This is a genomic window from Streptoverticillium reticulum, from assembly GCF_047456005.1.
Lineage (GTDB): Bacteria > Actinomycetota > Actinomycetes > Streptomycetales > Streptomycetaceae > Streptomyces > Streptomyces reticulum.
This window is the reverse complement of sequence record NZ_CP179755.1, coordinates 7,651,613-7,676,151: the sequence shown is the minus strand read 5'-3', so window position 1 is coordinate 7,676,151 and position 24,539 is coordinate 7,651,613. Positions and strand designations below refer to the sequence as shown.

Sequence of the window (24,539 nt, the reverse complement as noted above, 5' to 3'; positions counted from 1 at the left end):
CAGTTCCCCGCGCCCCTTACGGGGCCAGGGGGATCCGCCAGGTCAGAACCGTACCGCCGCTCGGCGGCGCCCCCAACTCCAGCCCGCCCCCGTGCCGTTCCGCCCGTTCGGCCAGGTTGCGCAGGCCGCTGCGGCGGCCGTCCGGGCGGATGCCCACGCCGTCGTCGGTGACCGTCAGCACCAGGTGGGCGCCGTCGTTGACCACGGCCACGTCCACCGAGTCGGCGTGCGCGTGCCGTGCGACGTTGGCCAGGGCCTCGCCCAGGGCCGCGACCACGTCGTCCACGACCGCGCGCGGCACCCCGGTGTCCAGCAGGCCCTCCATCCGCAGGCTCGGCGCACAGCCGAGCAGCGGCGCCGCCTCCCCCACCGCCCGTACCACGCGGGTGCGCAGCCCGTGCTGCGGCGCGGTCTCCCGGGACCGCAGGCCGAAGATGGTCGACCGGATGATCTTTATGGTCTCGTCCAGGTCGTCGACCGCGCGCTGCACCCGCTCCGACGCCTCGGGGTGCTCGATGAACCGGTCGGCGCTCTGCAGCGTCATCCCTGTCGCGAACAGCCGCTGGATCGCCAGGTCGTGCAGGTCGCGGGCGATGCGGTCGCGGTCCTCCAGAAGGGCCAGCTGCTCGGCGTCCGCCCGCCGGTCGGCCAGTTCCATGGCCAGCGCCGCCTGGCCGGCGAAGGCCAGCAGCGGCTCGGTCTCGGCGCGGGAGAACTCCGGCCGCCCGTGGTCGCGCGCCAGGAACAGCAGCCCGCGCACCGTGCTGCCGGACATCACCGGCACCGCCACGGCCGGGCCCATCCCGGTGAACCGCCGGGGTGCCGCGGTCACGCGCGGGTCCTCGGCGATGTCACGGCTGCACGCGGACTCGCCCGCTTGCAGCGCGACGCCCGCCAGCGTGCCCTCCGCCGGCAGCACCAGCCCCAGCAGTTCCTCCGCCTGCGCGCCGAGGGCGACCTCGACGGTGACGGAGTCGCCCGCGGCCGACGGCACGGAGAACGTGGCCAGTTCGGCCCCGGTGATCTCCTGGGCCAGCTCGGCGATCAGTGCCGTGACGGCCGCGCGCGGGCTGCCCGACATCAGGCTCGTGGTCACCTGACCGCTCGCCCGCAGCCAGCGCTCGCGCCGCGTGGACTCCTCGTACAGCCGGGCGTTGTCGATCGCGACGCCCGCGGCCACGGCGAGGGTGGCCAGCACCGCCTCGTCCTCGTCCTCGAACTCCGCGCCCCCGCGCTTCTCCGTCAGGTACAGGTTGCCGAAGACCTGTTCGCGGACGCGGATCGGGACGCCCACGAAGCTGTGCATCGGCGGGTGGTTGGGCGGGAAGCCGTACGAGGCCGGGTGCTCGGAGAGCTTCGTCAGGCGCAGCGGCTCGGGGTTGCTGATGATCTCGCCGAGGATGCCGTGGCCGCACGGGAACGGCCCGATGTCCCTGATCTGCTCGTCCGTCAGCCCGACGGTGAGGAACTGCGTCAGCCGCCGCCCGTCGGGACCGATCACCCCCAGGGCGCCGTACTGGGCGTCGACGAGCACCACGGCCGCCTCGATGATGCGCCGCAGCACGTGCTCCAGGTCCAGCTCGCGCCCCACCGAGAGCACGGCCTCCAGCAGGCTGTGCACCCGGTCCCGGGTGCCCCGGGCCGAGTCCAGCCGGGCCTGCAGCTCCCCCAGCAGTTCGTCCAGCCTCAGCTGCGGTAAACGCACCTGCTCCCGCCCCGCGTCACCCAACGGTGCCTCCTCGATCCGGCGCCCCGTGCGGGCGTCCCCTGTGCTCGGGGACCACCGTATCCAGCGGGTCAGGCGAGGGGCAGCTCGGCCCAGATGATCTTGCCGTCCGGGATGTAGCGGGTGCCCCAGCGGTCGGCGAGCTGGGCGACGAGGAACAGGCCGCGGCCGCCCTCGTCCTCCGCGGCCGCGTAGCGCAGGTGCGGCGAGGTGCTGCTGGTGTCGGAGACCTCGCAGATCAGGCAGCGGTCGCGCATCAGCCGCACCCGGATCGGCCCGGAGGCGTGCCGGATGGCGTTGGTGATGAGCTCGCTGAGGATCAGCTCGGTGGTGAACACCGCCTCCTCCAGGCCCCAGTCGGCGAGCTGCCGGGTGACGTCGGCGCGGGCCTGGGCCACCACGGCGGGGTCGGCGGGAAGCTCCCACTCGGCCTTGCGGTCGGCCTCCAGGATGCGGGTGCGGGCGACGAGGAGGGCGATGTCGTCGCTCTGCCGCTCGGGCAGCAGGGCGTCGAGCAGCGCGTCGCAGATCTCCTGCGGGGTCCGGCCGGGGTGGGCGAGGGTGGTGCCGAGGACGGCCAGTCCGGTGTCGATGTCCCGGTCGCGGTCCTCGACCAGGCCGTCGGTGTAGAGCACCAGGCTGCTGCCCTCCGGCAGTTGCAGTTCCATGGTCTCGAAGGGCAGTCCGCCCAGGCCGAGCGGCGGCCCGCCGGGGAGTTCGGGGAACTCCACGGTGCCGTCGGGCCGGACGACGGCCGGCAGCGGATGGCCGGCCCTGGCCATCGAGCAGATGCCGGTGGTCGGGTCGTAGACGGCGTACAGGCAGGTGGCGCCGGCGATGGCGGGTTCGTCCGGCACGTCGGCGGCCTCCTGGTCGATGCGGCCCACCAACTCGTCGAGGTGGCCGAGGAGTTCGTCGGGCGGCAGGTCGAGGGAAGAGAAGTTCTGCACGGCCGTGCGCAGCCGGCCCATCGTGGCGGCGGCGTGCAGGCCGTGGCCGACCACGTCGCCGACGACGAGCGCGACCCGCGCGCCCGGCAGCGGGATGACGTCGAACCAGTCACCGCCCACCCCGGCCTGGGCGGGCAGGTAGCGGTAGTCGGCGTCGAGGGCGGTCTGCTCGGGCAGGCCGCGCGGCAGCAGGCTGTGCTGCAGGGTCACGGCCATGGCGTGCTCGCGGGTGAAGCGGCGCGCGTTGTCGATGCACACCGCGGCGCGGGCCGCCAGCTCCTCGGCCAGCGACATGTCCTCTTCCTCGAAGGCGTCGCTGCGCTGGGTCCGCCAGAAGTTGACGACTCCCAGCAGCACGCCGCGCGCCTTCAGCGGGACGGTGATGAGCGAGTGGAAGCCGTAATCCAGTATTTCCTGCGTGCGGGCGGGGTCCTGGGTGCGCCAGCCGTCGGAGTCCGCCAGGGAGGGGACGAGCACGGGCTGCCCGCTGACGAAGCCCTGGGCCTGCGGGGTGGGCGCGGCGAACCGGTGCAGCTCGCCCGCCCGGTACAGCGGGTGGTCCTCCGGGGTGCCGCCGAGCGCCACGCGGCGCAGCTCGGGGGCCTCGCCGGTGGTCGTGCGGGGCTCCTCGCCGCGCAGGACGGGCTCGGCGAGGTCGACGGAGACGTAGTCGGCGAACCGGGGGGTGGCCACCTCGGCGAGTTCCTCGGCGGTGCGCGGGACGTCCAGGGTCGTGCCGATCGCGATGCTGGCGTCGTACAGCAGCCGCAGCCGGCTGCGGGCCACCTCGGCCTTGCCGGCGAGGGCGCGCAGCTCGGTGGTGTCCCGCAGGGTGGCCACGCTGCCGGGCGGGCCGCCGCGGCGGTCGGTGGGCCGGTTGTTCACGGCCAGCAGCCGTTTGCCCACCGGGACCACCTCGTCGGTGGCCACGCGCCGGGAGACCAGCAGTTCCGCCATCCGGGGGTCGAGGCCGAGCCCGGAGACGTGCCGCCCCTCCACGTCCGGGGGCAGGTCGAGCAGGCGGCGCGCCTCGTCGTTGGCCAGCAGCACGTACCCGTCGCCGCCGACGATGACGACGCCCTCGCGCACGGCGTGCAGCACCGCGTCGTGGTGTTCGTACATTCGGGTCATCTCGGCCGTGCCGAGGCCGTGGGTCTGCCGCCGCAGCCGTCTGCTCACCAGCGCGGTGCCGACCGTGGCCAGGGCGAGCGCGGCGGCGCCGGCGCCGATGAGAAGCGGGAGCTGCTGGTAGACGGCGCTGCTCACCCGGCTGATCTTGATGCCCGAGGAGCACAGGCCGACGATGGCGCCGTGGGAGTCCGTCACGGGGACGATGACCTGCAGTTCCTTGCCGAGGGGGCCGTTGACCTCCTCGAAATGGATCTTCCCTTCGAGGGACGGGCCGATGTTGCCGACGAAACGCTTGCCGATGAGCTTCGGGTCCGGGTGGGAGTAGCGGATGCCGTCCCGGTTCATCACCACGATGAAGTCGACCCCGCCCTCCAGCCAGGCAGCCTTGGCCAGGGGCTGGATCACCTTGGCGGGGTCGGGCCCCTCCATCGTGGCCACCAGGCCGGGGCCGTGCGCGAAGGCCTCGGCGGCGGCGAGCGAGCGGGCGCGGGCGGCGTCGAGCCGGTCGCTGCGGGCCTGCAGCAGCAGGGTCGTCACAGCGGCCACGACCAGCAGCAGCACGATGAGGACCTGGAGCACGAACATCTGACCGGCGACGCTGCGGACGCTCGCCACCGACCGCAGGCGCCGCCCCGAGGGCGCCCGGGAACCTGGGCGCCGCTGTGGCCGCTCAGGCCGGCGGCCGGTACGCCGGCCACCGAGCCGACGGCCCAGAGGCCCCCAGGAGCGGCCCCGGTTTCGGGCCATACCCCATGTCTACCCCGGCCCGTTCCCCGGCGCGAACGAAACGAGCCGCCTGCCGACGGACGTGTGTCCGTCGGCAGGCGGCTCGGCCGATCGGTCGGTCAGGCCGTCGGGCTCAGAGCTGCTCGGCCTCGGCCTTGGCCAGCTCGGCCTCCTGCTTGGTCTTGGCGACGCGGCCGCGGGCCACGAACCAGCCGACGACCAGGGCCGCCGCGATCAGCGGCAGGCACAGCACGGTGGTGCGGTCGGCGCCCTTGTCGGACGCCATCAGACCGAGCACGGAGGCCAGGAAGACCAGCGTGATGATCTGGGTGTACGGCGCGAAGGGCAGGCGGTACGAGGGACGCTTGACCAGGCCCTGCTTCGAGCGCCGCCAGAAGAGCAGCGAGCAGAGCATGATCATGCCCCAGGTGCCGATGATGCCGATCGCGGCGAAGTTCAGCACGATCTCGAACGCGTCCGCGGGGACCACGAAGTTGAGGCCGACGCCCAGGACGCAGAACCCGGCGGTGAGCAGGATGCCGCCGTAGGGCACCTGGCCCTTGTTCATCTTCGCGGTGAACTTCGGCGCCGAGCCGGCCACGGCCATCGAGCGCAGGATGCGGCCGGTGGAGTAGAGGCCGGAGTTGAGGCTGGAGAGCGCCGCGGTGAGGACGACGAGGTTCATCACGCCGGCCGCGTACGGGACGCCGATCTTCGACAGGACGGTGACGAAGGGGCTCTCGCCGGCGTGGAAGGCCGTGTACGGCAGCAGCAGCGCCAGCAGGATGACCGAGCCGACGTAGAAGATGCCGACACGCCACATGATCGAGTTGATCGCCTTGGGCATGATCTTCTCGGGGTTCTCGGTCTCGCCCGCGGCGACGCCGCACAGCTCGACGGAGGCGTAGGCGAAGACGACGCCCTGGACGACGAAGAGCATCGGCATCACGCCGGCCGGGAAGATGCCGCCGTGGTCGAGGATGTTCGACAGGCCCGGGGCGTTGCCGCCGACGTCGTGCTGGGTCATCAGCAGGAAGATTCCGATGACCATGAAGATCACCAGCGCGCTGACCTTGACGATCGCGAACCAGAACTCCATCTCACCGAAGTACTTCACCGAGATGAGGTTCACGGTGAGCACGACCGCGAGGGCTATCAGCGCGAGCACCCACTGCGGGATGCTGCTGAACAGGTGCCAGTAGTGCGTATAGGTGGCGACGGCCGTGATGTCGGCGATGCCGGTGGTGGCCCAGTTGAGGAAGTAGAGCCAGCCGGCGGTGAAGGCGCCCTTCTCGCCCATGAACTCACGGGCGTAGGACACGAACGCACCCGAGGACGGGCGGTGCAGCACCAGCTCACCGAGCGCCCGGACGACGAAGAAGGCGAAGAGCCCGCACACCGCGTAGGCGATGAAGAGCGAGGGCCCTGCAGTGTGGAGGCGGCCACCGGCGCCGAGGAAGAGGCCGGTGCCGATCGCGCCGCCGATGGCGATCATGTTGACGTGACGGGACTTGAGGTCCTTGCTGTAGCCCGCGTCACCGGCGTCGACGTGGGGGGTCGTCGCTGCCGGAGCGGCTGTGCCGGGCTGGGGGTCGGCCGCAGTGAGGGTGCGGTCACTCATATGTCTCTTCGCCTTCGTGAGGGGGGCAGGACCGAGCGGTACGACGGTGTCGTGGGGATCGGCCGCGAAGTGTGTGACCGCTCGGTGTCCGGTTCCGGCTGGCGACGCCGGAGGCGGGCGATGAATCGATGAGACTTCGCCCCCGGAGGCGAGCCATCAGAAAACGGAAGCGGCAGCGCCGATTCCGGTCCGATGACTCATGCGCTGAATGGTGTGAGGCGCATAAGTACCCCGTCAAGAGTTCAAGGGATTTTGTTTTTCCGGACACGTTACGTGCGGTAACGGGCCAGGCGCCTTGGGTGCCGACGGCGTCGGCAATGTACGGAAAACCCGCGTTCGACCAGGCGTCCCCGGCCGGTGAGACGGTCGTCACGTCGCAGCCCTCGACGCGGGAGGTCACGGTGGCCGGGAGCAGGGCGCGGGCCGGGCGGCCGGTGAACGCTTCCCCGGCCCCGCTCCCCCGTCAGGAGCCCGTCTCCTGGCGCAGCACGTCCTGGACCACGGAGCCGTCGATGGTCTCGCGGGCGACGAGGAGACCGGCGAGCCGGTCGAGGGCGGTGCGGTGGTCGCGGAGCAGGCTCAGGGCCCGTTCCTCGGCGTGGCGGATCAGGCGGGCGACCTCCTCGTCGACGATCCGCTGGGTCTGCTCGGAGTACGGGGGGCGGTGCAGCAGGTCGTCCGCGGCCGGTTCGCCGAGGTACTGCAGGCCGGCGGACGCGTAGCCGACCGGGCCCAGGGCCGGGGAGAGGCCGAACTCGCGGACCATGCGGGTGGCGATCTGTGTCGCGCCGGCCAGGTCGTTGGCCGCCCCGGTCGAGCCCTCGCCGAAGACGACCAGTTCCGCGGCCCGGCCGCCGAGGCGGACGGCGAGCAGGTCGGTGAGGTAGCCCTCGCTGTAGAGGTGCCGTTCCGCCTCGGGGAGCTGCTCGGTGACGCCGAGCGTCACCCCGGCCGGAAGGATGGTGACCTTGGCGACCGGGTCGGCGTGCTCGCACAGCGCGGCGACGAGGGCGTGCCCGGACTCGTGGACGGCGACGGAGTGCCGCTCCTCGGGGAGCAGGGCGTTGGAGGTCTCGCGCCGGCCGAGCAGGACCCGGTCCCGGGCCGTGTCCAGGTCGCCCTGGGTGAGGGTGGCGCGATCGGCGCGGACGGCGTTGATGGCCGCCTCGTTGACGAGGTTGGCGAGGTCGGCCCCCGAGAAGCCGGGGGTGGCGCGGGCCACGGCATCCAGGTCGACCCCGGGGTCCAGGGTCTTGCCGCGGGCGTGGACGTCGAGGATGGCAGCCCGCTCGGCCTGGTTGGGCAGCGGGACGGTGACCTGGCGGTCGAAGCGTCCGGGCCGCAGGAGGGCAGGGTCGAGGGCGTCGGGCCGGTTGGTGGCGGCGAGCACGACGATGCCGCTGCTCTGGTCGAACCCGTCCATCTCCGCGAGGAGTTGGTTGAGCGTCTGCTCGCGCTCGTCGTTGCCGCCGAGCCGGCTGCCGCCGCCGCGCCGGCCGCCGACGGCGTCGATCTCGTCGATGAAGATGATCGAGGGTCCGCGCTTGCGGGCCTCGTCGAAGAGGTCGCGCACGCGGGACGCGCCGACGCCGACGAACATCTCGACGAACGCCGAGCCGGTCACCGACAGGAAGGGGACGTCGGCCTCCCCGGCGACGGCCCGTGCGAAGAGCGTCTTGCCCGTGCCGGGCGGCCCGACCATGATCACCCCGCGCGGGCCCTTGGCGCCGGCGGCGGCGTACCGGCCGGGGTTGCGCAGGAAGTCCACCACCTCGCTGATCTCCTGCTTGACCCCGTCGTAGCCCGCGACGTCGGTGAAGCCCGTGGTCGGCCGTTCCGCTTCGATGATCTTCGCGCGGGAGCGTCCGATGGTGCTGATGCCGCCGGTGAGCGATCCCGCCGCCCGGCGGAAACCCCAGAAGAAGAGGGAGACCAGGAGCAGCAGCGGCAGGAAGGCCACCAGGAGGGAGGGCCAGAGGCTGCCGCCGCTCTGCACGGCGGAGATGCTCACGTGCTGGGCCTGGAGCTGCTGTTCGAGCCCGCCGGAGCCGAGGGCCGTGGGGAGCTGGGTGGTGAAGTGCGTGCCGTTCTTGAGGGTTCCGTCGACCGTGCCCTTGTCGTTGATCTCGACGGTCTGCACCTGGCCGGTCCCGACCTTGCCGACGAAGTCGCTGTAGGAGAGCTGGTTGCGGGACGGGCCCGTCAGGCCGCGCGATGTCGCGAGGGCGATCAGCAGGCCCAGCATGACGAACGGCATGACCCACAGCCACCAGCGGGGCGACTGCGGGGCCGGGGCGGGCCGCTTGGGCGGGCCTTCCGGCGGCCCCGGGTCCGCCGGCGGTGCCAGGTGGCGGTGCGGCAAGCGCATTCGTGTGATCACGGAACGGCTCTTCTTCTCTTCCACGGGCTCCGGTCCGCCCGCCCTTCCATCATGCACCGGGGCCTGCTGCTCAGGGCCCGGTTCTCCGGGGCCGGCGCAGCCGCCGCCGGGGCGGTGGCTGCGGCGGGTCCAGCAGCGTGGCGGCCCGCTCGCCGATCCAGTGGCCGAGCGCCCGGTAGGCGTCGAACCGCCGCTCGTCGAACCACTGGTCGCTGGTGCCGTCGTGCGGGAACTCCTGGTCGGCCTGGGCGTAGGCGAGGAGCTCGTAGGGCATGTCCGGGGTCAGTGCGGCCCGGGCGACGATCAGCCGTCCCGTCGTCGTGCCGAGCTTCCGTCCCTTCTCGTCCACCAGCTCGCGCGGATAGGTGATCGTGCCCTCGACCGCTGCCGCGGCCGAGAGCCGGAGGCTGAGCCCGGCCAGCGGGTTCGGCGGGCATCCCAGGGAGCCCGGCGGTGGTGGCGGGTTCCGCGGGTCCAGGGGGGACGCGCTGCCGGGGACGAGCCTCTTCCAGTCCTCGCGGTCGATCGTGATCTCGACGCCGAGCTCCTCCCGGGCCAGGGCGATGGCCTCGCCCAGAGCGGCGGCGAAGGCTCCGGAGCCTCCGCTGGCGTCCACGCACACCGCGGTCCTGACACCGTGCCGGAGCAGTTCGACCAGGCCGAGGTTCTCGTAGTGCCCGCCGTCGGTGACCAGCAGCATCCGGTCGTCCATCGGATAGCGGCCGGACACCTCCCGCAGCAGATAGGGCAGACGGCGGATGCCCGGCATCGGAGGCAGCCCCCAGTCGGGGTTCTCTCCCCAAAGGGCGCTCAGCACACCGGGGTTGGGGAGCCAGGTGCCGAGCCGGGCGTTGGAGAGCGCGAACAGCGTCTGGAACGCGCGCGACTGGCGTCCCATGGCCGAGGCGAAGGCCGCGCCGGAGACGGCGACGGCCGATTCGACGGTGAGGTCCTTGCGGATGACCGGCCTGGTGCGGCGGCACAGCACGTCCGTCCGGGCGTACCCGATGTCCGGGCCGCCGACGTAGTCGTGCGACAGCGTGAACGAGACCGCGTGCCGCCCCGGCGGCGTCCGGTCGTCGCCGGAGAGGTTGGCCGCCGCGGCGAAGACGACCTGGGGGAAGCCGGAGTGCCGCCTGCCGTACCAGGTGAGCGGTGTCGCCTCGCCGAACCCGTAGGGAACCGCGATCTGTTCGCCGTCCGGCCAGGTCCTGCGGCGGACGGCGAACGCGGAGGCCAGCCGGGCACGGTAGAAGGGGTGGAGGCTCATCCAGGTCTGGTCGAGGACCAGCACGACCACCCCGAGGACGGCGACAAGGGCGATCTGGCAGGGCACCGGCCAGGTCCTTCCCCTGGCGATCGCCCAGCCCAGCACGAGCAGGGAGGCCGCCGTCACCACCAGGAGGACCGCCCACACCACCAGGTACTTGGAGAACCCGTCGGGAACGGCTCGGGCCAGCCGGGAGCGCTCGGCGACGCCGACCGCGTGCCCGGCCTTCTCGATGCGCGACCACCTGGTGCTGAACAGCACGGTCACATAGGTGAGCAGCGCGGCGCCGCCCGCGCTCGCCCCCGTCGCCGGAGCATGCAGCTTCCACACGCGCGGCGTCACCCACGCCAGGCCGGGGAGGACGACCACCACGACGCCCAGCAGCAGGACCGCCACCACGAACGTGACGAAGACCGTCTTCAGGGTGACCGACAGGCGCCGCCTGGCGAGGCACAGGGACGTCAGCCAGAGGAGCCAGAACGCGACAGCGAGGCCGGCCAGGACCAGGAGGGCCCACAGCGCCGGTCCCCGGAAGACCAGGTGCCGGGGCAGCGGAGTCGTCACCGTCAGCGGAACGAGGTGGTAGCCCCAGCTCAGGGCGAGCCCCAGGACCAGCACTGTGGCGGTCAGCAGGCTCAGGGAGGCCAGCAGGCCCCGCAGCACGGCGCCCACGGCGACCAGCCACTGGCCGGTGCCTTCCGCGACGTACTTCGAGTGCCGGCGGGTGTGGTCCTCCTCCGGCGTGCCGGGCTTGTAGACGTCGCCGGGACCGGCCCCCTGCCGGCCCTCCCCGGCCAGCGCCAGTTGGATGGCACCCGTCGTGTAACCGCCGCCGGAGACCGACACCAGGTAGCGGGCCCGGAGCAGGTGGGAGCGGAGCGCCTGCAGCGCGCCCAGCACGACACAGGCCGAGCGGATGCCGCCGCCCGAGACGCAGAAGCCGAGCCCGCCCTGTTCGCGGCCGGGCGGCACCCGGCTGCCGTTCTGCCACCGCGTCTCCCGGGAGCGGGAAGGGACCGTGCGCGACGCCGCCGGCCAGCGCCGCCCGTCCGACTGCATCACGGGCCAGGGCGGGATGACGTCGGGCCCCTCGTGAACGGGGCGGGGCATGTCGCACCCGCACGGCTCCTCGCAGTCGTGTCTGCTGTGCAGGGCCCACCCGTGGAACACGGCCCGTTTGAGGACGATCGCGACCACGCACGCCGCGACGGGCACGGTGAGGACGAGCAGCAGCCACTTGACCGTCGCAAGGCCCGTCGCCACCCCGAACGGCCAGTCCGCGCCGTCGAGTCCGTGGAGCAGCAGCAGTTTCTCCGTCACGGCGCACACGCACGCGGCGAGGACGCCGGCGATCCCGTACCGGACGAGGCAGCGGTGCCTCATGCGCACCGCGATGGTGCGGCTGCTGAGCCAGAACACGAGCACTGTGCCGATGGTGTAGGCCCCGATGAGGAAGAAGTCGGCCATCACTGCCTTGTGGAAGCCGTCGGGCGGGCCTTGGACGATGCTGCGTGCTTTGCCTGCGCTGCCCGCCAGTTGCAGCCCCACGTCGTTGACGGTGGAGGCGTCGAGGCGCATCCAGATCCCTGCCGCGAAGACGGCGAGGGCCACGACGGCCAGCGTGAAGGCGCACGCGCGCGACAGTCGCGGGGAGTCGTGCGTCTCCCGGCACGGATGGCACGTTGCGCGTCTCATCACCCACCTCCGGTCTCACCGCGAGGCCCTGCCGCCGCCCACGGGGCGAACGCGTTGTCCACCGACCGCAAGGACGCGCGCAGCCCCGGGAAGTGCCGCAGCAGCACGCTGCTCATGCTGTTGTTCTCGATCCAGTCCAGGCCGGTCTGCGTGTACACCTGGGGCGTGTAGTCCCGGGTGAGGAACCGGTCGCTGTTGAGCCGGCGGGACGCCATCAGGACGAAGATGCGGAAGGCCGTGTCGCTGAACGCGAAGCCCTGCGGGCGGGGTTCGGCGAACATGCCGACGGTGAGGTCGACGCGCTCGATGTCCCCGTCGTAGACCCGGCGCAGCTCCTCGGCCCAGACGGGGTTGTCGGTGAGCGTGTCGAAGTCCTGGGCCGGGAGGAGGTGGAGCTGCCGCCGGAACTCGTTGTAGCGGGGCACGCCGACTTCCCGCGAGCGCAGGATGTCGACGGCTCCGAGGTCCATGAGCTTGCCGTCCGGCCGCTGGAACTCCTGCAGGAACCGGGGGTAGTTGTGCAGGGTGACCAGGCCCGGGTGGGAGGTGCCGAAGGAGTAGAGGAGGTCGGTGAGGGTGTGCTTGCCGAGGATGTCGTACGCCTGACGCCCCGTCAGCTCCTTGAAGGTGGCCTCCTGGAGCAGCGCGTCGTCGGCGGCCGACCGGAAGCTCCAGTCGTCGGGGATGAGGGGGTGCATGCGGTAGACGGCGACGAACTCCTCGGTGAGCGAGTACGGGACGCCGAAGTGGTCGGTGCGCCCGCCCACGATGCCGCTGAGCACCTCGCTCCGGCTGAGGCGTCCGAGCAGCTTGTGCAGGCGCTGTCCCAGGAGCCCGTACCAGTTGGCGTGCATGGCGGTGACGGTGGTGGGGTGGCTGATGACGGCGGGGGTCCACTCCACGGTGTGGATCTTGGCGATGAGTGCCGCGTTGACCAGCCGTGCCCGCTGGAAGAGCTCCTCGTCGGACCATGCGGGGTACGCGTCGTGCAACGTGTCGCAGATGGCGTTGTGTTCGAGGAGGAAGACCCGGTGCATCATGGCGAGGCCCAGCCAGAAGCCGGGCACGCCCGCCGGGTCCTTGTCGGGGTCGTCCGGGAACAGCGGGCCGTCGGGCACCCGGAGCCTGCCGCCCTGGCCGGTGCGCAGCGACCGCTGCTCGGCCAGGTTGTTGCCGTAGAGCTGGGAGGCGTCCCACCAGGGCGAGTTGTCGTTGAGGAAGGTCGGCGGCAGGCCGTCGTCCCCGGCCGGCCGGGTGGGGTCGGGAATGGTCCGCGGGACGAGCATCGGCGGCGCGGGCCACGGGTCGTCGTCGGCCAGCTCGATGTGCCAGGGGCAGTCCATGGTGCCCTGCCCGTGGCTGACCCAGTCCTTGATCATGAACTGCAGCCAGGCGGCGACCAGGGCGTTGACGGACTCGGCGGGCACGAACGCGCGCCGGGTCAGCAGGGCCCGGCTCACCTCACGGGGGCTCGGGGAGAGGAGGTCCGGCTCGGGTTCGGGAAAAGCGTGGTCCGGTGGCACGTTGCGGCCGAAGCGCGAACGGGCCATGCCCATGCGGGGGTTCGCCAGGTCGTTGTACGTGCCGTCGGCCGTGCGCCCGGTCACGTCCTGCGCGTCCCGCGGGGCGACGTCGGGCAGGTTGCAGGACGGGTAGCGGGCGGTGTCGAAGAGGTTCTTGCGGCGCAGGTTGTCCCGCAGCCCGACGAGGGTCAGCAGACCGAGGGGCTTGGGCAGGTTCTGCCAGCCGATCCTGTGGTCGACGGCGACCGCCAGCCGGTCGTGCAGCTGCACGAACCACGGGGCCCTGCCGTGCGGTGCTGTGCTCATGAGGGGTTCCCTTCCGGCGGTCGGCACGATCGGCACGGCCGGCCCCGGGCCACGAGGGTCAGGGCGACGTTGACCGTCGAGATCGTCGTGGCCGCGACGGCCATGCGGTGCGGGAGAAGGCCTTCTCGGCCGGCGCAGGCGGCCGCCAGGGCGTCGCTCGCGTGAATGAGCGTGCCGGTCCGCAGCAGCCGGTCGAGCTCGTCCGCGTCGGCGGGACGAAGCAGTTGGGCGCCGATGACCACGGTGCGCACGCCGAACATGCGCAGCACGTAGACCAGCGCGGGCTGTTCGGGGTCCGCACCGAGCCGGCGGGCCATCACTCGCGGGGTCAGCAGTGCCGCTGCACCGTTCACCAGTCGGATTCCGGCCAGGGACCGGCGCGCGGCTGTCCGCGCGTCCATCTCGGATCCCCTTCCCGACGGACATCCAGGGGATGTTGCGCCCTTGATTTCGACGATATGGGAAGTGCTCCCGGCGCGCGCGCCGGGCGTCATGCCCCCTCTCCGGGCTCGTCGTGCGGCGTGCCGTTCATGGCCTGTCTGAGCTGCGAGAGCTGCAGGTAGATCGTGCGGCGGGCACGGTTCTGGTTGCCCAGCGGCCGGTGTTCGGGCAGGGCGTGCCAGGGGTTGAAGGACAGCCGGTCGGCACGGGCGAACTGGTCCGCCGGGTCGCACTGCTGCCGGAGCACGCGCAGGGTGGCCACCGGCACGAACGGCGAGAGGCGCTCGGGCCAGACCACGGACGCGTTCTCGACGGGCATCCGGTGGGCGTCGGTCTGCACCTGGACGAGGAGGTCGAAGCAGACGTCGCGCTTCCGCAGTGCGGCCGTCAGGGCCTGCTGCAGGTAGTCGTCGGGCGGGCGCCACGGCACCCGGCTGCGGGTCCCGTCGCGGGGCACGAAGGAGTACTGCACGGCCTGGCCCGCCCCGAGGAGATACGGCGTGCAGCTCCAGTACCGGGCCTCCAGCGGGCTGGTCTGCGTCTTCGCGTACAGACCCTGCATGATCATGTCGCAGAGGTGCGCATGGCGCGGGTCGAGGAAGTACAGGACCGGGGTGCCCGCGAAGACGTGCTGCTGCAGTCTGAGGTTCTCGACGACGTCGGGCGTGGTGAACGTCGGTGCGCTGATGCCCGTGAAGTCCTGGGTCCACCGCTCGTCGTCGAGCAGCTTCTCGCCGCCGACGCCCAGGAGTTTGACGCCGATGCTGAGGATCCCGTTGTCCTTGATGTCGGGCGGCGCGAGGGGGCCGGGGCCCGCGAACCGGACCCAGGCGCGGTAGGTGGCGGGGGTGCGGAAGACGCCGTGCCGCAGCCGTGCGGGCAGGTCGTCGCGGACGGTGAACTCCGCGTGCACGACCCCGTAGGTCTTGGTGTTGCCCGCCCGTTGGGCCTCCCCCGGCCGGTACTGGCGCCGGACGAAGCGGGCCATCTGCTGCGCGACGGCCCCGGCGACCACCGCCTCCCCGGGCACGGCCCGCTCCTCGGCGAGGCCCAGGTGCTCGTCCCGGCGGCGCGCGTTGATGCACCACTGCACCGCGGCCTGGACGGGACGCAGCAGGGTCCGGTCGAACAGCGGCCGCACGTAGGGATCGATGCGCCGCTCCAGCAGGACGCAGCCCAGGATCGCGTCGTTGAGGCGCTGCCCGGCGTTCACTGCCGCCCGCCGCCCTCGGGTGGTGCGGCCGTGCCGAGGTAGCGCAGCGCCCGCAGGCCGGGGAGGAAGAAGTAGGCGCCGCCCTGGACGGTGACGAACTGCGGCAGGCCGAGGTGGCGGGTGCGTACGGGCCTGCCCTGCTCGGTGAACGTCGACCGGTGGTCCTGGCGCGGTGCGACGAGCGGGTCGGGGGCGTCCTGAAGCCCGTTGAAGTTCGGGTTGTTCAGCCAGGTGTGCTGGATGAACTCGAACTGGCGGGAGATGTTCGCGTTGAGGCCGAGGAAGTGCAGTCCGCGGGCGCCCGTGCCGTCCCCCGCTCCGTCCGGCCCGAAGACCCGGCCGCGGCGCAGCAGCCGGTGACGCCGCCCGATGGCGACCGACTCGGCCGAACCGGGGTGCGGGTCCAGGGAGTCGCGCGGGTTGGCGCGGCGGATGTGGGCCCCGAGCGGGCAGCGCAGGCCGTCCGGGTCGGTGGCGGCGTAGCCGAAGTCGTTGTCCGTGGCCAGCGCGGGGTCGTCGTGCTGCGGCGCATGGGCCAGGGGGGCGCCGCCGGGCCAGCGTCCCACCATGTGCGCGGCGAGCGCCTCCTGGGCGGCGGGGTCGCTGCTGCCGTCGGGGTGCCGGGTCTGCGCGTCGAGGTAGGCGTGGAAGGCCTCGACGTCCTGCAGGAGCTGCCGGAAGACCAGGTAGCTGCCGTTGCGCCCGAAGTCCGCGGCGCCCTGGGGGGTGCGGGGCAGCACGGTGTCGGGGTCGTGGCGGGACGGCAGCAGGGGGCGGTCCGTCAGCAGCCCGTACTCGTTGGGGTAGCCGAGGACGAACTCCCCCGCCCGGACGGCCTGTTCACCGCCCGTGCCGGCCTTGGACAGTCCCTCGACGAGGGGCTGGGAGATGCCGTCGCGGAAGCCGAAGGGCTCCCGGCCGGACAGCTCGGCGGTGCCCAGCCGTACGGTCTCGGTGAGGGCGCCGCCGACGACGGCCTCCTGGCGCGTCTCCCCCTCCAGCCGGTGCAGCTGCTGCTCGTCGCGTGCGTACAGCATCACCAGGACGTGCACGGGCGCGGTGGCCGACCCGCCCCACCGCCAGTACCGCGGAGCGTTCTCCCCCACGTCGCCCAGGAAGCGGCTGCGGTCGGGGTCGGTCATGCCCGAGACGAACTCCTCCGGAAAACCGTCCAGTTCGGATGTCTCCAATCCCAGGCGCCGCAGACCGTCCGAGGTCAGGGCGAGGTTGACCGCGGTGTCCGAGGGCTCCGCGAGGCCGTTCGTCACCCGCAGGGCCAGCCGCCCCAGCGCGGCACGGGCCGCCGTCGGATCGGCGATCGCGAACACCAGGAAACCGGCCGCGGGCAGCGTGCTGTAGCCACGGACGACCAGGCCCTGGATGTCCTTGCGGTCCAGCGTCGTCGTCATCGGGTCACCCCCTTCAGAACAGGGCGAGCCAGGCCTCGGTCTCGGCCGGGCCGAGGGGGCCGAAGAGGCCTGCCCGGATACGGGCGTTGGTGTCGAGGTTGTGCGTGGTCGACGTGTCGTACGCGGAGTACCAGACCTGCGTCGGCACCTCGTGGCAGCGCAGGTAGTTCTTGAAGGCCTGTTCGTCCCTGGCACCGTCCAGCACGAGCCACCGCACCCGCGGATAGCCCAGGCCGTTGCTGAAGACGGCGTTGAGGCCCCAGGCGACCTTGTCGATGAAGTCGTCCATGTAGCTTTCCAGGCTGCCGTCGTAATTGCTCGCGAAGATCATGCGCTGTTTGCCGTCGATGAACAGCCAGCGGGCGAAGTGGATGGTCTTGACCCCGGCGAGATTCCCCCGGTCGAAGACGTGGCGCACGCCGTAGTCGACGACGAAGAGGACGGCGGTGAGCGTGATGCGCCGGAACGGACCGGCCTTGACCGAGCCGACGGCGGTGAAGGGGTTCTGCGCCACGAAGTCCTCGCAGCGCGCGAGTTCGTGTACGTGGTCGCGGCTCGGACGGGCCCGGTCGGGCACGTCGCGGCGTTCGTGCAGCCTCAGCAGGACGGCGCCGGCCGGCAGGGCGATCACCAGGAGCGGTGACAGCACCAGGGCGGCCAGCGGAACCCCGACCAGGTGGGCGGCCCGGCGGATCCGCCACCCGAGCGGGGGCGGCGCGGGTCCGGTGCGGGCCCAGGCGAGGTCCGGGCGGCCACGGACGTACTCCTGGACGGCGGCCCGGATTCCGGCAGGGTCCGTTCCCGCGAGAGCAGGACCCTCCCGGTCGAGGAATTCCTCGATGGCCTCGCGCAGCAGGGCCTCCTGCTCGATCTGCCGCCGTCCCCTGCCGACGGTGTTGACGTAATAGGCGGCGCAGGACAGGCAATGGGAGCGCAGCCAGTCGATCCGGGCCGTCTCCGGGGAGCCGGCCGCCGGATATCCGGCGCAGTTCCCGAACACCCGGTCCAGGCCGTCGCGGGCCTTGCGGGCGAGCTCGGTGAGGTGCGCTTCCGCGGGCCCGTCCACCTCGCCCATGTACACGACGCTGGGCGGCATGTCCGCGGCAGCGCCGCCGGGTCCCTCGGGGACGAGGACGACGCGCGCGAAATGCACGCCCGGCATCCCGGCGAAGGGGAACAGCTCTCCGGCCGTGCCCTTCCGGCCCGCCCCGTCCAGCAGTTCCCGCACCTCGGCGACCCGGTCCGGCGGCAGGGCGGCCCGGACGGTGACCGCCGTCTGATACGGCATCTCAGGGCCTCGCTTCGCGGAACGTCAGGCTGAAATCCAGGACTTTGCGCCGCCCCCAGTACACGTTGCCGAGGTAGACCCCGTTCCCGACGCGGCGGATCTCGTCCCGGATCCGGTGGGCCACGAGCGAGGTGTGCGCGTAGTCGAGGACGATGCATTCCCCGCCGTCGCTCCAGCTCGCATTCCGGTAGACCCGGGCACGTATCGCCCGGATCCCGAACGGCGTGACCAGATTGCGCAGTTCACCGTGGGCGGGGTCGAAGACCTTGCCCTGCCACGCGAGCCGGCGCGCCAGCACGGCCGCCAGGGCGTTCGCTTTCGGGCTGCGCCCCAGGAGCACCGTGCCGAGGCCCTTTCCCCGGGGAATCCCGCCGGGTTGGCTCGCACGGAACAACCCGTCGAGCTCGGGCCGTGACATGGCCAGCAGCCGGTCGGTGTCGAATTCGGTGGCGTGGCTCATGGCTTACCTCCACGCATGCGCTACGGCCATCGTATTTCGGCCCGGATGCCCCGGCATCCCGGCCGCCCGGGAATTCGACAGCGGGGCAGTGCGCGCGCACGATGGTCGAAGGGAGTAGTCGTCGAGGGTGGCTGAATCATGAACTACGCCTTCAGACATCCCAAGGGCAAGGTGTTGCCGGGGCGCAGCCGGCCCGTGGTCCGCCCGTGGCGCTGGGCGTCCCGCGCTGCCCGGTCCGTCGGGCGGTTCTTCCGGAGGACATGGTGCCGTTGGGTCGCCCGCGGTCTGGTGGCCCCGGCCCGCTGGTGGTGGCCGAAGCTGTCGTGGGCGGGGTTCATCCAGCACCTCTCCTGGGTGGCGGCCGGGCTCACCGGACTCTGGGTCGGATCGGCCGTCTACGAGCTCGTCAGCCGGGCCGAGTCCCCGATCGAGAAGTGGTGCAAGTCCGGCAGCGGCAACGGATGCGTCGTGACCTACGGATTCCTGTCCCCGTTCCTCAGCCTCGGACTGGCGACTCTCGCGTTCATGTTCGTGCAGTACTTCTCGGTGCGCAGAATTCTCAGAAAACGGGCCACGAAGGATGCGCGCCATCTCGTGCCGACCGCCGGGCCGATCGCCAAGGAGGTGGTCGGGCGGAGGGAGATGTGCCTGATCATCTCCCGGGCACTGCGCGACCGGCGCACCCGGCGGCCCTATGTCCTCGTCGGCGGGGTGGGCGCCGGAAAAACGTCGGTCCTCGTGCAGCTCACACACATGCTGGCGAAGAAGGGCGCGTTCCCCGTCCCGATCCGCATGCGGGACGTCGATGTGGCGGGCGACCGGCTGGACTTCCGCGAGATGGCCATGAAGCGCTTCTGCGAAATCGTGGACCGCGGTGCGATCTCCGGTCGGCAGAGCGAAAGAGTGTGGCGGCAACTGTGCATGGAGGACAAGGCCGTGGTCATCGCCGACGGTCTGGAGGAGACGTTCACCGAGGACGGTGACGAGAAGGAGCAGAAGGAACGGGACATCCTCATCCGGCAGGCCATCCGGCAGGCGGAACGGCAGAAGCTCCCCTTGGTCATCGCCTCACGCCCGCATCCGCCCCTGGAGCAGACCCGTGCCGCGATCATCGACCTGGAGCCGCTCAGCGAGGAGGCGGCGCTGGAATACCTGGAGGAGAGCCGCGAGGACCGGGACAGCGGGCGTATGGACTGGATCGTCAAAACGGCGGCGGTGTCCGAATCCCCGTTGTATCTGCAGATAGCCAGCGAACTGCAGGAGCACCGACTGCTCGACCGTCTGGACGGCCCCGATCGGGAAGGTGCCCTGGACACCCGCAAGGCCGACCGGCCGGCCCTGCAGCTGCGTCTGCTCGACACATGGCGGCAAGGTCTGATCACGGGGCGCATTCTCGGCGAGCTCCCCTTGCCGTCCGCTCGTCGCAAGGCCACCGTCGAAGTCATGTCCGCGCTGGCCGGGATAGGTCTGCTGCAGGACCGGCTGGAGGTCTGCTTCGACGCGTTGATCGGTGCGGCGCGCCCGTTCCCCGGCATCTGGAGGAGACTCCGGGAGCGGCTGCCGGAATGCCCCGACCACACCGACAGCCACCGGTGCCGGTCGCTCCTGGCCCTGTGCGCCACGGAGGGCGAGCAGCTCGGCCTGGTGGAAGCCCGCGGCGACAGCGTCCGCTTCCCCCACAGCATCCTCCAGGCCTACCTCGGCTCCGGTTACGTCGGTGTCTCCCGGCACAAGCCCCTCGCCGAAGCCCTGAAGGAGCCCGGCCCCGGACGTGAACTCCTCATGGCTGTCGTTCTGCATTCCCGAAGCGCCCCGGCAGACGGCCACGAGGCCGTCACCCGACTCCTCCTCAAGGCCGCAGGTCCCCGCACGGACGCCAAGACACTCGGCATGTACGCAGCCGCCCTCGACATCGACAGGGCGATCGGCGCGCCCAGGCACCAGGACATCGCCCAGGCTCTCTGCCACCGGTGGCCGGACATCAAGTCGGGCGACCGGAGAACCCTCCTGGGAGCGAAACTGATCCTCGTGCAGCGGTTCGGCGAAGCCCTCCGTGCGATCGGCGCAGCGGCACCAGGCGACCCTGCGCACGGCAGGACCCCTGCATACGCGTCGTTCTTCGACATCGCCGAACACGAGCCCTCGCACTCCGTCCGGCTCGCTCTCGCGCGGGAGTTCGGTGCCGGGGGTGACAAGGCGTTCGACGCCCTGCGGGCCATGTTCCCCCTGCCCAGGACGGGCGCGGCCGAGGAGAGGGACCCATGGGTGCAGTACGAGCAGGAGCGCCTCCGTCAGCTCCACACGGAACACCGCGCCCGCGAGAAGCTCCTCAGGCGGCCTCGCAGCAACGAGACGCACGAGCAGTACCTGCAACAGAAAGCAGAGAGCGACGCGTGCCGTCTCCGGATCTGGCGGCGGTTCGTCATGCGGGCCTGGCTCGTTCCCATGATGGTGGGCTCGGTCACCCACAAGCACCGGAGCCAGGCAATGGAGAGGCTGCGCCTGTGGCTCGTTCACCTCGAACCGGAGCACTCCCGCTCACGTGAGGCGGACCTGCCCCTCTCCCTGGAGATGGCCCTCGCCCAGGGTTTCAAATGCGCGGCCAATCGCAGGGCCCGGCACCCGTGCACGAACAAGGAGTCCCGGGACTACCTCGTCGGGCAGGCAGAGTCCATGCTCGCCCACGCCCGCTACTGGTACTCCCAGTTGACGCTCATCCACGCCCTGTGCCTGTGGGAGCTGCCGGACGACCCCGCCCACCGGGCGAAGCGCACCGACCCCGCGCAGGCGGTGGCACGCTGGCTCGCGCTGGCGGGCAGCAAACAGGACCAGCGCTCACTGCACCCGGACGACCGGACCCCCAAGGGGATCCGCCTGCACCCGTTCGTCGCGGAAGGGGCCGCCCTCGCCGTGCTCGCCCTGGAGAGCGGGCACCCCGAACGGTTCCTGTGGATCGACGAGACGGAGGCGATGGTCAACGTCGGCTCCTCGCCCGAGGATCCCGGCGCCTACCGCAAGCAGAACCTCTGGATTCCGCCCTCGTCGGGATGGACCACCCTCCACCCTCGCGCCCAGCAGTTGCTCGGTGACGTGCTTCTGCTGCTGCATCTCGTGCAACGGGACGGAAAACCGGACGAGTTGGAAGAACGCCTGACGCGCGCCAACCGGGCCGTGCTGCCGCCCTGCCTCCATGAGAACCGTACGCCGCTGCACCCCCGGCGCAGCGTGGGCATGGCCAAGGACGCACCGCCGGGCAGCATGTGCCTGCGCCACTGCCCCTTCGAGCTGTGCCCCTACCCCGCCCTGGGATCACAGCCGCACGCCGAACTGCGGGAGGCCTTCTGCCGGCAGCAGCAGGCGCTGCTGCGCGCCTACCCCAGGCGAGGCTTCAAACTGCTGTCCTGGCTGTCCCGCAAGCGGGCCCCGTGGCAGGGCATGACCCGCAGCGAACTCGACCAGTTCTGGGAGGAAATGGCCAAACGGTCCCGGACCCCGTCCGGCTGACCCATGAGCCGGCCCACCAGGCCGCACGGCCCTGCACACAGGGCCCGCCCGGCCCTGTGCAGCCGCCCGCGCAGCGGTCAGGCTGGGACGGCACGCCAGGCAGGCAGGCCCCGCCCACTCCCGGGAGGCACCCATGCGCGACGTCACCACCCCGGCCCCGGCCACCACCCTCACCGACCAGGAGCTGCGGGCCCTGGACGCGCACTGGCGGGCCGCGAGCTACCTGGCCGTCGGGCAGATCTACCTCATGGCCAACCCGCTCCTGACGCAGCCCCTGCGCCCCGAGCACGTCAAACCCCGGCTGCTGGGCCACTGGGGCACTTCCCCGGGCCTCAACCTGGTCCACACCCACCTCAACCGCGCCATCCGCGCCCGCGGCCTGGACGCGCTGTGCATCTGGGGACCCGGGCACGGCGGGCCCGCGGTGCTGGCCAACTCCTGGCTGGAGGGGTCCTACACGGAGACGTACCCCGACGTCACGCGGGACGCGGCGGGCATGGAGCGGCTGTTCCGGCAGTTCTCCTTCCCCGGCGGCGTGCCCAGCCACGTCGCCCCCGAGACCCCCGGCTCGATCCACGAGGGCGGGGAACTGGGCTACTCCCTCTCCCACGCCTACGGGGCCGCCTTCGACAACCCGGGCCTCCTCGTCGCCTGCGTCATCGGCGACGGCGAGGCCGAGACGGGACCGCTGGCCGCCTCGTGGCACTCCAACAAGTTCCTCGACCCCGTGCACGACGGGGCCGTCCTGCCGATCCTGCACCTCAACGGCTACAAGATCGCCAACCCGGCCGTCCTCGCCCGTCTCCCCGAGCCCGAGCTGGACGAACTGCTGCGCGGCTACGGCCACGCGCCCCTCCACGTGAGCGGCAGCGACCCCATGACCGTCCACCGGGCCATGGCCGTCGCCCTGGACACCGCACTCGACCGGATCGCACGGCTGCAGCACAGCGCCCGGACGGAGGGAGTGTCCGAACGCCCCCGCTGGCCGGTGATCGTGCTGCGCACCCCCAAGGGCTGGACCGGGCCCGCCGAGGTGGACGGCCTGCCCGTCGAGGGCACCTGGCGCGCGCACCAGGTGCCGCTGCCCGGGGTCCGCGAGAACCCCGAGCACCTGCGGCAGTTGGAGGCGTGGCTGCGCTCGTACCACCCGGAGGAACTCTTCGACGAGCACGGGCGCCCCCGGCGCGAGGTGCTCGCCTGCATCCCCGAGGGCACCCGCCGGCTCGGGGCGACACCGCACGCCAACGGCGGCCTGCTGCTGCGCGACCTGCCCCTGCCGCCCCTGGAGCGCTTCGCCGTACCCGTCGACAAGCCCGGCGCTTCCCTGCACGAACCGACGCGCGTGCTGGGCGAGCTCCTCGAAGCCGTCATGGAGGCCACCGGCGAGCGCCGCGACTTCCGCCTGGTCGGGCCCGACGAGACGGCCTCCAACCGGCTCCAGGCCGTCTACCGGGCCAGCGGCAAGGCCTGGCAGGCCGGGCTCCTTCCCGTCGACGAACACCTCGACCGGCACGGCCGCGTCATGGAGATCCTCTCCGAACACACCTGCCAGGGCTGGCTGGAGGGCTATCTGCTCACCGGCCGGCACGGCCTGTTCTCCTGCTACGAGGCGTTCGTCCACCTCGTCGACTCCATGGTCAACCAGCACGTCAAGTGGCTGCGCGTCTCCCGCCGGCTGCCCTGGCGGCGCCCCGTCGCCTCCCTCAACTACCTGCTCACGTCGCACGTCTGGCGCCAGGACCACAACGGCTTCTCCCACCAGGACCCCGGGTTCATCGACCACATCCTCAACAAGAGCCCCGAAGCCGTGCGGGTCTACCTGCCGCCGGACGCCAACACCCTGCTGGCGGTGGCCGATCACGTGCTGCGCAGCCGCGACTACGTCAACGTCGTCGTCGCGGGCAAGCAGCCCTGCTTCGACTGGCTGAGCCCGGAACAGGCGCGGGCGCACTGCGCCCGGGGCGCCGGCATCTGGGAGTGGGCCGGCACCGAGGACGGCACCGGGGAACCCGACGTCGTCCTCGCCTGCGCCGGCGACGTGCCCACCCAGGAGGTGCTGGCGGCGGCCCGGTTGATCCGGCGGCATCTGCCGAGCCTGGCGGTGCGCGTCGTCAACGTGGTCGACCTGGCCCGGCTGCTGCCCGCGGGCGAGCACCCGCACGGCATGACCGACCCGGAGTACGACGCCCTGTTCACCCGCGACAGGCCGGTCGTCTTCGCGTACCACGGCTACCCCTGGCTCATCCACCGCCTCGCCTACCGCCGCACCGGCCACGACCAGCTGCACGTGCGCGGCTACAAGGAGATCGGCACCACGACGACGCCCTTCGACATGGTCGTCCGCAACGACCTCGACCGCTACCGCCTCGTCATGGACGTGATCGACCGCGTCCCGGGCCTGGCGGTGCGCGCCGCCGCGGTGCGGCAGGCCATGGAGGACGCGCGCAACCGCCACCACGACTGGATCCGTGAGCACGGGACGGACCTGCCGGAGGTCGCCGACTGGACCTGGGAGGACTGAACTACCGTACGGACGCCCGGAATCCGTACTAAGCGCTCCGCGGGAAGGGCAGCGGGTCGACTGCGGGCTCGTCGTGGCCGGTCGCGCCCACGCGGCGGCGCCTCATGTGTAACCGCCCCGCGCCCCTTTGGGGCGCGATCACGCACCGCACTTCGCCAAGCCCGCTCAGTGCTCGCCGGCAGGACGAGGCCTCGGGCGACGTGCAGTGCGTGTACGTGGTGCCGGACGCACGCGACCGCGGCCTGGGCGGGGAGGGCGCCATGAGGGCCGCGCGCTGCGCGGTCCCGTCGCGGGCCTGGCGGGAAGCGCCGTTACGTGGTGTGCTGGAAGTGACGGGAAGGCCCCTGTGAGAGACGCGGGGAAGCGGAGAAAGAC

13 protein-coding genes are annotated in these 24,539 nt (G+C 71.9%); 2 read left to right on the top strand and 11 right to left on the bottom strand.

The genetic code is table 11. From position 1 onward, the window contains the following. Positions 1 to 16 precede the first annotated feature (16 nt). The 11 genes from ACMATS_RS34870 to ACMATS_RS34820 form a co-directional block, all read right to left on the bottom strand. Complete coding sequence (locus tag ACMATS_RS34870; RefSeq protein WP_414170238.1) at positions 17 to 1,729, bottom strand: GAF domain-containing protein; 1,713 nt, start codon at positions 1,727 to 1,729, stop codon at positions 17 to 19. 68 nt (positions 1,730 to 1,797) lie between these two features. Next, entirely contained in the window at positions 1,798 to 4,554 is a 2,757-nt protein-coding gene (locus ACMATS_RS34865) for a SpoIIE family protein phosphatase (protein ID WP_414170237.1), read from the bottom strand. 112 nt (positions 4,555 to 4,666) lie between these two features. Further along, positions 4,667 to 6,154, bottom strand: coding sequence for an amino acid permease (locus tag ACMATS_RS34860; protein WP_390775390.1), 1,488 nt, complete (start codon positions 6,152 to 6,154; stop codon positions 4,667 to 4,669). 463 nt (positions 6,155 to 6,617) lie between these two features. Further along, the gene (ftsH, locus tag ACMATS_RS34855; RefSeq protein ID WP_414170236.1) at positions 6,618 to 8,534 is read right to left on the bottom strand and encodes an ATP-dependent zinc metalloprotease FtsH; all 1,917 of its coding nucleotides are present in this window, start codon (positions 8,532 to 8,534) and stop codon (positions 6,618 to 6,620) included. Between the two features lie 70 nt (positions 8,535 to 8,604). After that, a complete protein-coding gene (locus tag ACMATS_RS34850) occupies positions 8,605 to 11,499 on the bottom strand; it encodes a hypothetical protein (RefSeq protein ID WP_414170235.1) in 2,895 nt (964 codons plus the stop codon). After that, complete coding sequence (locus tag ACMATS_RS34845; RefSeq protein ID WP_414170234.1) at positions 11,499 to 13,328, bottom strand: peroxidase family protein; 1,830 nt, start codon at positions 13,326 to 13,328, stop codon at positions 11,499 to 11,501. Before ACMATS_RS34845 ends, ACMATS_RS34850 begins: the two co-directional genes overlap by 1 nt. Next, positions 13,325 to 13,729: a hypothetical protein gene (locus ACMATS_RS34840; protein WP_390775394.1), complete on the bottom strand. Its 405-nt coding sequence runs from the start codon at positions 13,727 to 13,729 to the stop codon at positions 13,325 to 13,327. The genes ACMATS_RS34845 and ACMATS_RS34840 overlap by 4 nt, the downstream gene beginning before the upstream one ends. Before the next feature lie 89 nt (positions 13,730 to 13,818). Beyond that, on the bottom strand, positions 13,819 to 14,982 hold the full coding sequence (locus tag ACMATS_RS34835; protein ID WP_414170233.1) for a hypothetical protein: 1,164 nt from the start codon (positions 14,980 to 14,982) through the stop codon (positions 13,819 to 13,821). Then, positions 14,979 to 16,391, bottom strand: a complete 1,413-nt coding sequence (locus tag ACMATS_RS34830) for a Dyp-type peroxidase (RefSeq protein ID WP_414170232.1) — start codon at positions 16,389 to 16,391, stop codon at positions 14,979 to 14,981. The genes ACMATS_RS34835 and ACMATS_RS34830 overlap by 4 nt, the downstream gene beginning before the upstream one ends. Before the next feature lie 13 nt (positions 16,392 to 16,404). Then, on the bottom strand, positions 16,405 to 17,679 hold the full coding sequence (locus ACMATS_RS34825; protein WP_391154558.1) for a hypothetical protein: 1,275 nt from the start codon (positions 17,677 to 17,679) through the stop codon (positions 16,405 to 16,407). Position 17,680: 1 nt separating this feature from the next. Next, positions 17,681 to 18,139, bottom strand: a complete 459-nt coding sequence (locus ACMATS_RS34820) for a hypothetical protein (RefSeq protein ID WP_414170231.1) — start codon at positions 18,137 to 18,139, stop codon at positions 17,681 to 17,683. Between the two features lie 138 nt (positions 18,140 to 18,277). On the opposite strand from ACMATS_RS34820, the gene ACMATS_RS34815 reads away from it, so the two are divergent. Together ACMATS_RS34815 and ACMATS_RS34810 are read left to right on the top strand one after the other, a co-directional pair. Continuing rightward, positions 18,278 to 21,643 (top strand): NACHT domain-containing protein, encoded by a 3,366-nt coding sequence (locus tag ACMATS_RS34815; protein ID WP_414170230.1) that lies wholly within the window; start codon positions 18,278 to 18,280, stop codon positions 21,641 to 21,643. A gap of 133 nt (positions 21,644 to 21,776) precedes the next feature. After that, on the top strand, positions 21,777 to 24,164 hold the full coding sequence (locus tag ACMATS_RS34810) for a phosphoketolase (RefSeq protein WP_414170229.1): 2,388 nt from the start codon (positions 21,777 to 21,779) through the stop codon (positions 24,162 to 24,164). Positions 24,165 to 24,539: the final 375 nt, after the last annotated feature.